14 protein-coding genes are annotated in these 15,018 nt (G+C 28.3%); all 14 read right to left on the bottom strand.

Annotated elements, in window-relative coordinates; genetic code table 11:
* Nucleotides 1–3: 3 nt before the first annotated feature.
* The 14 genes from RSC72_RS02880 to RSC72_RS02815 all read right to left on the bottom strand — a co-directional run bounded on the left by RSC72_RS02880 (nt 4) and on the right by RSC72_RS02815 (nt 15,008).
* On the bottom strand, nt 4–2,475 hold the full coding sequence (locus tag RSC72_RS02880; RefSeq protein ID WP_332544959.1) for an exopolysaccharide transport family protein: 2,472 nt from the start codon (nt 2,473–2,475) through the stop codon (nt 4–6).
* A gap of 2 nt (nt 2,476–2,477) precedes the next feature.
* Nucleotides 2,478–3,263, bottom strand: coding sequence for a polysaccharide biosynthesis/export family protein (locus tag RSC72_RS02875; RefSeq protein ID WP_332544957.1), 786 nt, complete (start codon nt 3,261–3,263; stop codon nt 2,478–2,480).
* A gap of 8 nt (nt 3,264–3,271) precedes the next feature.
* A complete protein-coding gene (locus RSC72_RS02870) occupies nt 3,272–4,372 on the bottom strand; it encodes a glycosyltransferase family 4 protein (RefSeq protein WP_332565999.1) in 1,101 nt (366 codons plus the stop codon).
* Nucleotides 4,359–5,111, bottom strand: a complete 753-nt coding sequence (locus RSC72_RS02865) for a glycosyltransferase family 2 protein (RefSeq protein WP_332578406.1) — start codon at nt 5,109–5,111, stop codon at nt 4,359–4,361. The genes RSC72_RS02870 and RSC72_RS02865 overlap by 14 nt, the downstream gene beginning before the upstream one ends.
* The gene (locus tag RSC72_RS02860) at nt 5,096–6,121 is read right to left on the bottom strand and encodes an EpsG family protein (RefSeq protein ID WP_332566000.1); all 1,026 of its coding nucleotides are present in this window, start codon (nt 6,119–6,121) and stop codon (nt 5,096–5,098) included. Before RSC72_RS02860 ends, RSC72_RS02865 begins: the two co-directional genes overlap by 16 nt.
* A gap of 98 nt (nt 6,122–6,219) precedes the next feature.
* Nucleotides 6,220–7,209: a glycosyltransferase gene (locus RSC72_RS02855; protein WP_332544848.1), complete on the bottom strand. Its 990-nt coding sequence runs from the start codon at nt 7,207–7,209 to the stop codon at nt 6,220–6,222.
* Nucleotides 7,206–8,270 (bottom strand): glycosyltransferase, encoded by a 1,065-nt coding sequence (locus RSC72_RS02850; RefSeq protein ID WP_332544846.1) that lies wholly within the window; start codon nt 8,268–8,270, stop codon nt 7,206–7,208. Before RSC72_RS02850 ends, RSC72_RS02855 begins: the two co-directional genes overlap by 4 nt.
* Nucleotides 8,271–8,819, bottom strand: a complete 549-nt coding sequence (locus RSC72_RS02845) for a serine O-acetyltransferase (protein WP_332544845.1) — start codon at nt 8,817–8,819, stop codon at nt 8,271–8,273.
* A gap of 9 nt (nt 8,820–8,828) precedes the next feature.
* Nucleotides 8,829–9,968 carry a glycosyltransferase gene (locus tag RSC72_RS02840; protein WP_332544844.1) on the bottom strand — a complete coding sequence of 380 codons (1,140 nt, stop codon included), beginning with the start codon at nt 9,966–9,968 and terminating at the stop codon, nt 8,829–8,831.
* Nucleotides 9,968–11,476, bottom strand: a complete 1,509-nt coding sequence (locus tag RSC72_RS02835) for a hypothetical protein (protein WP_332544843.1) — start codon at nt 11,474–11,476, stop codon at nt 9,968–9,970. The genes RSC72_RS02840 and RSC72_RS02835 overlap by 1 nt, the downstream gene beginning before the upstream one ends.
* 31 nt (nt 11,477–11,507) lie before the next feature.
* Entirely contained in the window at nt 11,508–12,098 is a 591-nt protein-coding gene (locus RSC72_RS02830; protein ID WP_332544842.1) for an HAD-IB family hydrolase, read from the bottom strand.
* The gene (locus tag RSC72_RS02825) at nt 12,098–12,823 is read right to left on the bottom strand and encodes an SDR family NAD(P)-dependent oxidoreductase (RefSeq protein ID WP_332544841.1); all 726 of its coding nucleotides are present in this window, start codon (nt 12,821–12,823) and stop codon (nt 12,098–12,100) included. Before RSC72_RS02825 ends, RSC72_RS02830 begins: the two co-directional genes overlap by 1 nt.
* A gap of 2 nt (nt 12,824–12,825) precedes the next feature.
* Nucleotides 12,826–14,142, bottom strand: coding sequence for an FAD-binding oxidoreductase (locus RSC72_RS02820; protein WP_332544840.1), 1,317 nt, complete (start codon nt 14,140–14,142; stop codon nt 12,826–12,828).
* Nucleotides 14,142–15,008, bottom strand: a complete 867-nt coding sequence (locus RSC72_RS02815; protein WP_332544839.1) for a UbiA prenyltransferase family protein — start codon at nt 15,006–15,008, stop codon at nt 14,142–14,144. Before RSC72_RS02815 ends, RSC72_RS02820 begins: the two co-directional genes overlap by 1 nt.
* Nucleotides 15,009–15,018 lie beyond the last annotated feature (10 nt).

Genomic DNA, 15,018 nt, shown 5'->3' with positions numbered 1-15,018 from the left:
TAATTAAAAGAATTTACTTTTAATTCTTTCTCCTAAACGTTTTATTTTACCTATAAACGAATTATCAAAATCTTCGTCACCAGCAAAATAACCATAGCCGTAACCATAGCCATAACCATAGCCGTAACCATAGCCGTAGCCATAACCAGTTTTGATTTGGAAATCGTTAAAGATAATTCCTACATTAGATACTTCACCTTCGTCATATTTATTAGAAATAGCTGTGATAAAGTTTTTCTCCGAGTAGTTATAACGTGTTACATATAATGTACAATCTGCATAGCGCATTAGATCATACGAATCTGTAACAAGACCAATTGGAGGTGAATCTATAATCACATATTCATATTTATCTTTTAATTCAGCAAACAATTGTTCCATACGCTTACTCAGAATTAATTCTGATGGATTTGGAGGAATTGGTCCTGCTGTAATAATATCTAAATTAGGTAATATAGTATGTTGTACAATACGATCTAGTTCTAAATCTCCTGCAACAAAATCTGTAACACCAACTTTATTGTTAATATTAAAATCGTCAAAAATCTTTGGTTTTCTTAAATCCAAACCAATCAAAACAGTCTTTTTATCCATTGATCCCAATGAACTTGCAATATTCATGGCATTGAATGTTTTACCTTCACCACCAATAAATGATGTTACTAAGATTGTTTTATTAGATTGATTAAGTCCCGGATCTTTGTAAATAAATTTTAGATTAGAACGTATCGATCTAAAGGATTCTGATATTCCCGATTTTGGATTATTAATAACGACTAATGGTGAATTATCTCCCAATGGACCTACTAAACCAATAATTGGAATACCTGTACGTGATGTAATGTCTTTTAGTACACGAACTTTAAAGTCTAACAACTCTTTAATTATCACATAAACTAAAGGAATCAACAAACCAATTCCTAAAGCAATTAAATAATTTCTCTGTGGATTTGGATAAATAGAACCTTGTCCTTGATTTTTAGCAGGATCAATAATCGATATATCCGATACAATTGATGCTAATGATAAGTCTGTTGTATTTAATTGATTAATTAAATTAGAATACAATACACTATTAAGCTCAAAACCTCTATTTGCTTCTACAAATTCTATTTCTTGAAATGGTAAATCTTTTGCTTCGAATTCAGATTCTGCTAATTTCGCATTGACTTGAGATAGGTCTGTACTTAGTTTTTGTAAATGTGCATTAACAACATTTGAAATGTCGTTTCGTGTTTTGCCTATTTGTCTATCAATGTCTCTGATTTCGTCTGTATTCGATTTGTAAACTTTCAACATTTCTTGTCTACGAATCTCTAGATTATCTAATTTATCAACATTAGACATGTAATAAGAAACTTCTAGTCCTGCAATATTTAAAGCAATCAAGTTATCTACACTACTCGATTTTTTAGGCATTAAACGATGTAAAGCTGCTATTCTTTCTTCAATTTCTATTCGCTCTTTATCTAATGAAGTTAATTTACCTATTAACTCACCTTTCTTTGTATCGAAATTATATATACCAGATTTTTTCTGAAGTTCTTGTAAATTATCTGTTGCACTATCTAATTTAACCTTTACAGATGCAATTCTATCTTTTAAATATTTTCTGGTTTGATAGGCTGATAAATTACGTTCTGCGAGTTCATTTTCTATCAATACACTGATTGAGTTATTCAATAAATCAACAGCTTCATTTAGACTTTCTGCATTTTTAGAGACAGAAATAATACTTGCAATTTTAGAAGGATTAGTAACAGAGAAGTTTTGTACAGCTCTTTGTGTAGCGTCTTTTATCGTAACTAATTTGAATGAATATTTATTTCCAGAAGATTGATTGTTCAATTTTTTCAACATCAACTTAAAATCTTTACCAATAATCCATTGATTATAATATCCAATTTTCGGTAAATTTAATTGAGCAGAATTCATCAAACTATCCTTAGAAAAATTATATAAATTTCCAGAATTATTTTCTATTTTTAAATAAAAAGAATTATGATCTTTAGGTTCTACCAAAACTTCTACATTCGCTATTTGCGTATGAAGTGTATCGATATGAACCTGAAAAGGAGCGTCAAGCTTATAAACATTTGACTTTTTTAGCTTTCCTTCTTCAAAATAATAAATATAAGACTCCGCTTTCTTTACAACTTTTTCGTTATGTATACGCGATGTTAATGTATACGATAAGCCGTCTATTTTATTCGCATTTCCTCCCCAAATAAAATTAATAGAATTAGATGCTAAATTATTATTAGCCGCATTATTTTCCTTTATTTTAAAAGTTGTATTTGCTGAGTATATTTTATTTAATTTCCAATTATTAAGATAAAAAGCAACTGATAATGCAATTAAAATAGATATTATATACAAAGGCCAAGCATTTAAAATACGAGGAATAAGTCTTTCTATATCAATAAAATCTGATTGACGTTTTTTAGTTTTTTGTTCTATATTATTGTTTGCCATTATTAAATATTATCAAAAAATAAGTATACACCTAAAATTGTAGCAATTGCTCCCATAACTGTAGTAACAACTGTTAAAGGATTTAAACCAACACCCCATACTTTTTCTTTACGAGGATTTACAACTATAATATCATTGTTTTGTACCCAATAATATTCAGAATTCATGATCGATTCTTTTGTTAAATCTACATAAACTTGTTTTGTTCCATCAACATCAGTTCTAATAATTCTTACATTTTTTAGGTCTGCATAAATATTATTTGATCCCGACTGAGCGAAAGCATCTAATAAAGTAATATTTTTCTTTGGAGCACGAAAAACACCTTGTCCAGCTTCACCTATAATTGTATATTCTGTTCCTGCAATATTTACGTCAATATATGTTCCTTTTTCGTCATATATTTTATAAAACTCTTTTTGAACCGCACTTCTAGCCTCTTCAAGTGTAAGACCTTCTAGTTTTATTTTTCCTATACGAGGCAATTCTATATTTCCATCTTCGCGAACATATACGCTATTTCCTCCGTCAGTACTATTACCTCCAGAAATAAAATCGCTTAAAATTCCCATAGATGCACCAGCTACAGAAGAAACATTAATCAAAATCTGATCATCCTTTTGGATTCTGTATTCAGGTTTATTAAAAGCAATTTTTCCTTTACTATCTAATTTTAGATTTTGATCAGGTTGAATAAGTTGTACATCTTTTAAAGAGATACATGAAAATAAATTCAGAATCACTAAAAAAAATAAAGTTTTGGTTAAAGTTGATTTTAAGTTATGCATATTTTATATTATTGTATTTTATTTTTAAGTTTTTTATTGACAATATATCTAAGCGAAAATACAAAACTAAATGATAATATGACGAATATCAAAAATAGTTTATTAATTTCTAAATTTCTAAAATAATAAGCTACAAAAACAAAGATTATATTAATCAATACTAAAAACATAGAAGTTTGTAAATGATTAAATCCTAATTTTAATACTTGATGATGTAAATGATTCTTATCTGGTCTTAGAGGATGTTTGCCTTTAAGTATACGAATTGTGAAAACAGTAATTGTGTCTAATACTGGTATGACAAAAATAAAAAGTAATAAGACAGGACCTGTTTTTATACCTAAATTAGAATTTTCACTTACATATAAAAAGCGTACAGCCATAAAGGTTAAAATAAAACCAATAACCATAGAACCTGTATCTCCCATAAAAATTTTAAATTTATTTGAGAGATTATATCGTAAAAACCCCATTAATACAGCTATTGTACTTATTGCTAAAATACCAATACCGAAGTCAAATATTCGATAAAAAATATAAAGAAAACAAAGAGATATTACAATACCTAATCCTGATGCTAAACCATCTAACCCATCGATTAAGTTATAGGCATTTATTAATACTACAAATACAAATAATGTTAGAATAACACCCACCCAATATGGTATCTCATATATCCCAAAAAGTCCAGAAAATGAATTAATCATTATTCCTGATCCAAAAATTATTAAAATTGTACTTATTAACTGTCCATATAGTTTTTTATCTGGTGCTACAACTAACAAATCATCCATTAAACCTATAAAAAATAAAATAGTAATTGCAGAAAGGAAAAATGAATAATTAACACCTAAGTCCGTTGCAAAAATAGAGGTTGATACTACAATACCAAAAAACAAAGCAACTCCCCCCAAAGTTGGTACTTTATCTATGTGCGAGCTTCTTTCTCCTGGCACATCCATTAATTGTTTTTTATAAGATATCCTGATTATTTTAGGGATAGAAATTAATGTTAGTATTAATCCTACAAAATATGCACCAATCATATTTATATAGATTGGAGAAATATCTAAACTATATAAATAATCTAATATTCTAAAGTTTTCCATATTTTTTCATTCCATTTAACGCCCAAAAAAATGTGTAATATGAGGATTTTAAAAAATTCATTTTAAGATATTTTCGATAAACCTCATATTGTTTTAGCGCAATTTTCAATTTATTTCTTGATACAGAATTATTTCGAATTCTATAAATTGCTAATGTTTCTTTAATAGCTCTTGCGTATCTCACTTTTTGCAATAAATCGATCCACATCGCATGATCTTCTCTTAATTCTACTTCTGGAAATGTAATTTTACCTATTCTTTCAGTATCATAAACAGATGTTAACATAGGTATTGGGCAATTATACAATATTCTATTTCTATCAATATAATCTATCGCTATAAAATCGGTTAACAATGGTTGTAAATCTTCATCTACTCTTTTATAACTTGTATAAACTAATTCTTCTTTTGTATTAGCTAGATAATTAATTGTTTTCTCTAAAAAATTTGGTAACCATAAATCATCACTATCAATAAAAGTTACGAAACGGCCATTTGCCAAATTCAATCCTTTATTACGAGCTTCTGAAGCACCTTTATTTACTTTTTGTTCAAGTAATTTAACTCTATCATCATTGAAAGATTTAATAATTTCTACTGATTTATCTATAGACGCATCGTCTACAATAATCCATTCCCAATTTGTGTATATCTGATTTCTTATTGATTGATATGTTTCGGCTATAAACTTCTCCGAATTATAGCAAGGTGTAATTATTGAAACTAATCCCATCTCCATAATCCGTAAACTGCTTCTTGATTAAAAATAGTACGATAATTTCCAAAATTTGATTTATGTCCCTGTTTTATTTGAAACCAAAAAATCAGAAAAATAGTGTAGAATACAAAGCTTAAATACACAAAGTTTCTTTTAAATTTATCTCCGTTAAATGAATAAACTAATCTTCCTACAGTTAAACCAAGAAAAACTAAATAAAAACCAGGCAAACGTACTCCGAAAATTCCTTTACCTAAGAAAAAATATAACAAGACACCAAAAACAAATAAATTTCTGAAATAATTATAGAACTTATCATCAACTGCATATTTATTATAAACAATAATGGATATGATGGATATAATTTTAACAAAATCACCAATAGCAACTCCATCTCCTTGATCATATAATTGACTTTGATAGTCTTCAAATTTATCACCTCCAATCGGCATGTATTGCATTATAACTTCTATTACAGAGTTTAAACCTGTGTAAAAGCCTATAATAGCAAATACCACTAACCAACCAATAAATTTTTCATCAAACTTCATTGGGGCAATCCAATAAGCCAAAATAAAAATAATAATAGATTCATGAAATTGATAACCTATCGCTATACAAATCAAAAATTTAATCAAATTTCTATCAATAACATATCGTATAGAATATAATGCTATCGCATTTGCTAAACCTTGACGAATATGTACATGCTCCTCGAACAAAAAATTTGGCATTGAGTAAATGAAAAGAACTAAAAATGGTAAACCTCCATATTTATAAAATGTTGTGGTTTTAAGGATTAGTGAAGTTGTAGCTACAATTAAAGTCAACATTCCAAAATCGAATCCATAATCAACAAGAATTTTATTTAAACCTAAAAATCCTTCTTCCATTCCTGCCATTTCAGCAAATCGACTAAACTCACTCCAACTCACATCAGACAACATCCTAAATGTCCTAAAATAAGCCAACCAATCAGGACTTAAAGCATATCCTAAGCCTGCAGTTAAAGCCATTATGATAACAACCATAATGTATAACTGTTTACTAACTTCTTTCTTAGAAAATTCCAAAAAAGATGCTACTATAAGAAACGCATATATCAAAAGATAGATTAAACTCACTTAACTTATATTTTTTTTAGGAGATTAAGGTTGATAAAAGACATGTAATAAAATATTTTTTTCTTTGGTGATAATGAATTTAAATAGTTTTCTTTAAAACGTTTATAGTTTTTTAAAGATTTTTTAGAAATATTGTATTTTTTTAGAAAATTTTTCAATTCCGAAATCATTTCATCCTTCAATACTTTATCTTTTACATAAGCAACATACGCTAAATACGAATAATAGCCTTGTAAAATCTGAAATCTCTCCAATTCTACGGCAAATGTATTGTAATTACTTAACTTAAAATAATCTGAAACCGCATCCACAGCAAAGAACATATCCAAACCTTTTACCGTATGTGTTTTTGTTATAGAATCTTGGCGTTCAAAATATTTATAAAAAGGTTGATTAATCTTCGAGATAATTGTAGAATCGAGTACTAATTTCGGTATCAATTCTATATCCTCAAAATGAATTCCTTTCTTAAATTTATGTTGATTAAATAACGATTTTTTAAAAATTTTATTACACGCAAAACAACTCATTTCTCCAAAAATTGTAAAATTCTCCTTCAAAATAATTTTATCTGGCAATTGCGGAGATTGTCGTAAATCTCTAAACTCATTTCCATTTTCATCAACTTTTACCAAATCGCACATGACAATTTCTGACTGATGCTTTTCAGCTAAATCAAACATCGTTTGGAACATTATCGGATCAATATAATCATCAGAATCTATAAAAGCTAAAAACATACCTATTGACGCTTCAATTCCTACGTTTCTTGCATCACTCAAACCTCCATTCTTTTTCATAATAAAAGAAATTCGAGTATCTCTTTTTGCAAAATCATCAATAATTTGTTGCGAATTATCTGTAGAACCATCATTCACAATAATCACTTCAATATCTCTTAACGTTTGATTCAAAATAGAATCTAAACACTTCGAAAGATATTTTTCGGTATTATAAACTGGTACTATTACTGATATTTTAGGTTGATTATTCACAATTTTTCAAATAATGATTCGTAATGATTCATAATAACTTTTTTACTAAATCTTGATTCTATACTTGTTATAATTTGTTCTTTTTGATACGATTTATTCAAAATTTGTTTAATTCTTGATGCAAAACCTTCCGTATCATTTATATCATAAATTTCTCCATTTACCCCTTCTTGTATAATTTCATTTATACCTCCAGGCGCATTATTTGCCAAACTATACGTTCCGCACGCACCAGCCTCTAACAAAACATTTGGAAAACCTTCATATCTTGAGGACAGAATAAACAAATCTGCTTGTTTTACAAATGGAAATGGATTATTTACTTTTCCGAAAAACGAAACATTATCTAATTGTAAATCATTCTTTTGAATTAATAATTGTTCTTTATCTGGACCATCTCCAAAAATGGTTAATTTAATCGGTTCATTTTTCAGATAACTAAAAACGTTTAATAATAAATCAAAACCTTTTCTTTGTGAAAGATTTCCAATCGAAACAATATTTTTATAGCTCGTGTTATTACCTTGTTCTATATTTTCTTCTTTTAATCGATTAATCATCTCAAAATCAACAGGATTATTGATTTTTATTATTTTAGAAGAATGAATTTTGAAATTATCAATCAAATCATTTTTCATATCATCACTTTGTGCAATAATCTGATGAAAATTGTTATAAAAACGATAAAAAAATAAGATTTCTTTACGCGTTACATGTTTTGAAACAACATTAGTTTCACGCGTTACAAACTTTGTTTTAGAGAAAAAAGGAATCAAAGGTGATAAAAATGCCGAAATTTCTCCCCAACCAGTAAATACAATATCTGGTTTTAACTTATTAATTAATGGAATAATTTTAAAAATAGAATATCGTATTCGAGAAATATTTAACTCTATAATTTCTACATCATCTTTTAAATGATTCAGATAATATCCTTCTTTTTTGAACAAGACTAATTTCAGACAAAATTTTGTACGATCCAATTCATTGCAAAGCGTTGTTATTACACGCTCCGCACCACCTTGATTAAGGTCTGGCAATATAAAAAGTATCGTTTTCAATTAATCAATTCTATTATTAATATATCTCTCTGTTGCATTTTCGTTTGGAATAATTGTCATCGGATTTCCCGTCACAATAGAATTATCAGGAACATCGTCCGTCACAAAACTATTTGGCGCAATAAGAACATTATTTCCAATCGTAATTCCTCCTACAATTACCGCATTAGTTCCTACCCAAACATCATTTTTCAACACCGGAAAACCTTGCTTATTCCCTCTATTGGTTTGTCCTAAAGTTACACCATGAGCGATGTTGCAATTTTTCCCAATTTTACATTTCGGATTTACAACCACAGTTCCCCAATGTCCTAAATATAGACCAGCTCCTATTTCTGTTTTTGCAGAAATTTGATAACCGTATTTTATCGAATATCTTCTTAATAACAAACGATATAAAAAACCTAAAGGATGTCTTGATGAATAGTTTTGAGCTTTACGCAAAAAGTAAATAAAACGAAAACCTGGACTCATAAATCCTTTCAGAAAAGGAGTATTTGTCCAATAACCAAAATTTCTATAAAAATCTTGTTGTATAATTGTTTTCATAGAAATAATTTAAAAATGTTTTTCGATTGATTCTACAGCGTTTTTCAATTCAAAAGGTAAGCTTTTTGATTGAATAATTTTCGTGTAATTTTCGGCTTGTTGTTGATTTTCAAGAAAATATTTCATTCCATTATAAATATCATCTTCATCGTTTGGAATAATATAACCTAGTTCTCCATCGTTCAAAATTTCTCGAACACCCGAAACATCAGTCGCAATGATAGGTTTTGCCAAAACCATTGCCTCAAACAAAACGGTAGGATAACCTTCGTAACGAGATGATAAAATATAATAATCTGCTTGTACAAAATAGGGATATGGATTCTCTTTGAACCCAATTAATTTAGCAGTTTCTTCGACTTTTAATTCGTGAAATAATTTTTGAATATTCGGAAAATCATAGCCATCACCTACAATCCAAAGATTATGTTGATAACCTTCGTCAATCAAACGTCGATGAACTCGCAATAAACGGTCAAACCCTTTTTGTGGAAAAACTGTTCCGATTGAAACAAACGTTTTAATTCCTTCTTTTTTAGAAATCTCAGCTGTTTTTTTAGCTAAATTTATTATTTCCTTAACATCAATCGGATTATAAATACGAGCAATTTTTTGCATTTCTATTTCAGAATCTGCTAAACTTAAAAATAATTCGTTTATTTTATTAGAAATCACTAATATTTTATCAAATTCAAAAAACTTTTTTAATTTTTCTTCTGTATAACCAGAAACATTTGATAAATCATTGTGTATCCAAACAATTTTTTTGGAAGATTTGATAGGCGAATTAAGAATTTCATCACTTATTCCATGAATTGCCGCAAACTCTATATCGTATTTTTTATTTGGTAAAATATACCTGTAAAGTAATTTGGGAAATTTCTTTAAAATTTTTTGATAAATTACTCTGAAAGTCTTTTCTGGGATATCTTGTGGACGATTTGTAGTTATCATTTCGCCTTTATTCAAATAATAAATATTAACCCAAGATGGAACATCTTTTAAATACTTACCCGAATAAAGATTTAATAACAAATCAATTTCATACTTCTCTGGCGATAAATTTTTCAAAAAAGTCACTAATACTTTTTCGGCACCGCCATGACGTAGCGAGCCAATACGTATTAATATTTTCTTTTTAGCTTCCATTATTTAGCAGAATCTTTGCGTTTATACAAATAAAAATCTCGGCCAGATGGTTTGAATTTATAGATTTTATCTAAAATAGTATTCTCAGATTTCGTAACATCTGCAATCTTAAATTCTTTTATCAATTCATACTCTTGATAAATTGATTTATCCTCTAATTTACCTTCAAACATCGGCTGATGATCTTCAAGTATATATTTTGGTTTCGCTTTATTTATCAAATTAGAAAAACCTACTGCTTGTCCATTTTTCGCAATATTTTCGTCAGTCAACCTTTTATCAACCAAACCTACATAATCTATCACTTTAAGTTTAGAAAAATAAGGAATATAGCCCGCTGGCTCTAAGAAAATATAATTATTTTTATTTGGCTCGATAGAGTCTAAATATAAACCAATTTTACGCGCATGATTCCACTCGCCATGACCAGTTGCAATAGAATGCACGGCTTGATATGCAGTAAACGGGAAACCAAAAATGAAAAGATAAGCTATTGATAAAATTTTATATTTTTCTGAATCTAAAATAATCAAAATAATTGGCAGAAAAAGACATATTTGAGGAATCCAATAATACCAATCGAACCATGAATTTGCAGCGCCAAAAATAATAGATTTTACAAGTCCGAAAAGGAATAAAAACGTAATTACTTTTCTTTTATCAACCGTCAATTTACGATTCAAAAATAATAAACTAATCAAAGAAATAATGAAAAGAATTAGTGTTGAAAAATTATAAATTGATGTAGGAAATTTTACCATTCCAAAATAATTTGGGGCAAAAAATTTAAACGCATTCCATCTCTCAATAATAGATGGACTTGAATAATTATTCTTTTTAGAGGTTATTGTATTATTTACAATCTCTCCAAAATAAAACCAATTAAATGAAACGACAGATACAACTGCTAAAATACCTCCCAACATAAAAACTGTATTCCATTTACGTTGTTGAATTACATCATATATAAATAATAAACCTAGGAATATTACTGTGTCTATACGTGTCCATAATATCAAAACAGGTAATAAAAGAAACGCCCAATTTCTACGCTCTACAAAACCAAATTTGATTAAAGCCATATAAAAGAAAAATAGCATTCCGAACTCCATTCCTAATATTGACATTTTGATAACTGGAGGTAAAAAACTAACAAATAATAGAAATAAAATAACTTTTGTCGTATTATCAAAAAATAATTTAGCCAGCCAATAAATACCAATTGTTAATAATATCGTATTAAAAATCAATAATGGGTAAATAAAAGAATTATCAGGAAAAATTGTTTGAAAAATAACACCTACAAAAACATACAAATGTGTTGTAGAAGCTGAAATTTTCTCAACTCCATTGTAACCATATACACCATGTTCGATAATATTTCGTGCAACGCGCCAAGAAATAAGCGCATCTTCTTGTATATGTTTTGTTAAGAAAAAAACTGATTTTAATAAAATAATCAGAATTGAGGCAATAAAGATTTGACTTTTATTCAAAGTATCTTTCATAGTATTAGTTTGGTTGTGCAAATATAGACCTTTAATTAAAATATCTAAAATTAGATTTTGTAGAAATAGAAAACATCGCTTCATCTCCTTTTGTATCGCCAAAAGAGATAATTTCATCATAAAAAGTTAAATCAATTTCTTGTTCTATTCTAACTTTTTTTTCTTCGTAATTACAATTTTTTGTGGCAAAAATTCCAGTAAAAATACCTTGTTCATCAAATTTTGCTTTGGTACAAATCAATCCCATTCCATAATAATCTGCAAAAGGTTTTACCCAAAAATCTACAGAAGCGGAAACGATAAATTTATCATTGTAATTACTAATTTGTTTTATATAATCGTTTGCTTTTTTATTAATTAAAGTTTGATGATTTTGTTCAAAATAATTCTGAGCCAAATTATCAATTTCTGAAACGGAAAGACCTTTCATAAACTTCGAAATAAACTTTTCTTTTACTTTTCCAGCATCAATTAGCTTTAATTTAGAAACGACAAATAATGGAGTAAATATAAGATAATTAAAATTATACGTTTTAGGAAAAGAGAATTTTAAAAAATCGAATAAGGTGTCTTTACTTGTCAATGTTCCATCGAAATCGAATAAATATAAATTACGATTCATTACATTTTCATTTTCTTAAAAATAAATTCAGGCACATTACGAATAATCATCATAATTCCCCACCAAACAAACGTCACATAAACTACATTTCGTTTTTTGAGATATGCTTTGTAAATAATATCTGCTGCTTGATTTGGTTGCGCTGTCAAAGGCTTTGGCGTTTCGATATCAGCTGTCATTTGCGTATCCATAAAACCTGGAATAACAGTCATAACATGTACTTTTTTATGAAATAAATAATTCCTTAATCCTGCCAAATAAGCCGTAAAACCAGCTTTCGCAGAACCATAAATAAAATTACTCTGACGTCCACGTTCTCCTGCAACAGATGATAAACCAATTATAGTTCCTGAACCTCTCGTTTCGAATTTCTTTGCAAAATAATTAATCAAAACAATTAATTTTGAGTAATTAATCTCTACAATTTGCTTTGTATTCCAATCATCATACAAGCCTTCTTCAGAGTTTTTTCCAAGAAAACCAGATGCACAAAAAAGCAATTCTGAGTTGATATAATCTAATTTAGAAAAATCATTTTCTTGTGTTAAATCAAAATGAATAATTTCACATTTTTGCTCATATTTTGCGAAAAAATGTTGAGCTAATTTTTCTGTTTTCTCAACATTTGATGTAAATAAATAAACTTCCGGAAAACGTTGTCCTTCACTCAAAACCTTTTCTACAAAGGCTATTGCTACATCTGAATTGGATCCTAATATTATCATTTTTATTTAAATCTATTGATACGTTCGTTTTGCATTGACTCAAATTTAGGTGAATCAACATTTTGTAAATAATCTGTAAGAGCTGGATTTGACATCGCATCTTTTGTACGATAAATATGTCCGCCAAAATCCATTACAATCCGGTCTAAATTGGCAATTAATTTCTCTAATTTATCATTTACTTTAAAATCTAAAGCCAAGGTATATCCTTTCATCGGAAAAGAATTATAGGCTTCTTTATTGTTTTCTCCAAACAATTTTAAAACAACCAAAAAAGAACCATTTCCACTTGCTGCAATCGTCTCCAAAATTTGACGCATTCCTTCTTTTCCTTGCTCCTTTGGAATTACAAATTGATATTGAATAAATCCATTTTTTCCATAAATTCTATTCCAATTATGAACAGCATCTAACGGATAAAAGAATGTTTCGTAATCTACATAATTCTTCAGATGTTTTTTTCCTTGTTTATTAAAATATATCCAATTAAAAATCTTGATTGATAAAGGATTTAAGGCGAAATTTGGAAAGAAAAATGGAATATTAAGATTTAATTTCTTCTTAATTTTCAACGGAGATTTTTTCAATTTATTTGGTAATTCGTCTAAAGTAGCATGTTCACCACGCAACATAATTGACTTTCCTAAAGTTTTTCCTTTTTGCATACAATCTAACCAAGCGACATTGTACGTCCAAGATTCTGAAGAATCAAACAATTCAAATATTTCATCTAAATTATTTGCTTGAATTGCTTCATTTCTAATATAAGCCGTTTCGATAGGTTTTAACATAAATTGAGCCGAAAGTATAACTCCTGTAAGTCCCATTCCTCCTATTGTTGACCAAAATAATTCGGGATAGTCATGACGAGAGCAACGTAAAATATCTCCATTTTCTATCATCAAATCAAAATAAATAAGATGATCTGAAAAACAACCATCAACATGATGATTTTTTCCGTGAATATCAGAGGCAATCGCACCACCAACGGTAATAAATTTTGTACCAGGTGTTACAGAAATAAAAAATCCTGAAGGAATAGAAACCTCTAAAATTTCGTCCAATTTTACGCCTGCTTCTACTTCAATCAAACCATTTTGGCGATCAAAATTGATAAATTTATTCCATTTAGCAGTCGAAATAATTGTATTCTGTAATGATGCATCACCGTAGCAACGACCATTTCCACGAGTAATTAATTCTTCATTAGACAAAATCGCTTCCTGAAATTCAAGAATCGAAGTTGGCGAAATAATTTTAGCTTTTATAGATGGATACAATCCCCAGTTTGCAACTGGAGTAAGTTTATTATTTTCCATTATTTATAATAAATCAATAATACATAACTGATTCCACACAAAATAATTAACAATTGTAAAAATTGATCTTTTAAAATTAATTTTGTTGGAGATTCTGTTTTAAAATATACAAAAGTTTGCTGCATATAACGTAGTACAGCAGCGAAAACGAAGACAAAGGTATAGATAATATAATGATGAAATTTCTGCTGTGTGTCTGGTGACAAAATAAACATCAAATAACACATAACTGCAACTGTGCATGTGATAGATAGTGCTGCGTTAAGAAAATTAAGATTATAACCGTCAAGAGATTTGCGTGTAACACCCTCCAAATCTGCATTTACCAATTCTCCTCGACGTTTACCTAAAGCAAGAATTAAAGCTAAATCAAACACCAATAAAATTGTCCAATCTGTAACAACCAACCCAGTCATATAACCGCCTACAAAGACTCTTAATAGGAATCCGAATGCGATAATCATAACATCTAAAATTGCAATTTGTTTCAACTTAAATGAATAAGCTAAATTCATGAAAAAATAAATTGCAACAAGGATTGCTACTTGTTTATTCGCAAAGAAATAAGTTAAAATAGATGTGATAATAACTAAAATAAAAAATAAAACAAGTGCATTATTTTTTGAAATTTTACCGCTTGCAAGTGGACGATTTTTCTTTTCTGGATGTTTTTTATCTTTCTCTATATCAACATAATCATTGATAATATAAATACTACTCGCAACAAAAGAAAAGATTAAAAATCCATAAAAAGATTGAATAAAATAATCTGAGTTGAGTAAATTTCCTGAAAAAAATATGGGTAAAAAAACAAATAAGTTTTTTATCCATTGATTGATACGTATAAGTTTTAAATAGTTTAGCATTAATTAATTA

Source organism: Algoriella sp. (genome assembly GCF_036647415.1).
Classification (GTDB): Bacteria; Bacteroidota; Bacteroidia; order Flavobacteriales; family Weeksellaceae; genus Empedobacter.
This window is presented reverse-complemented; position numbering and strand designations above follow the sequence as displayed.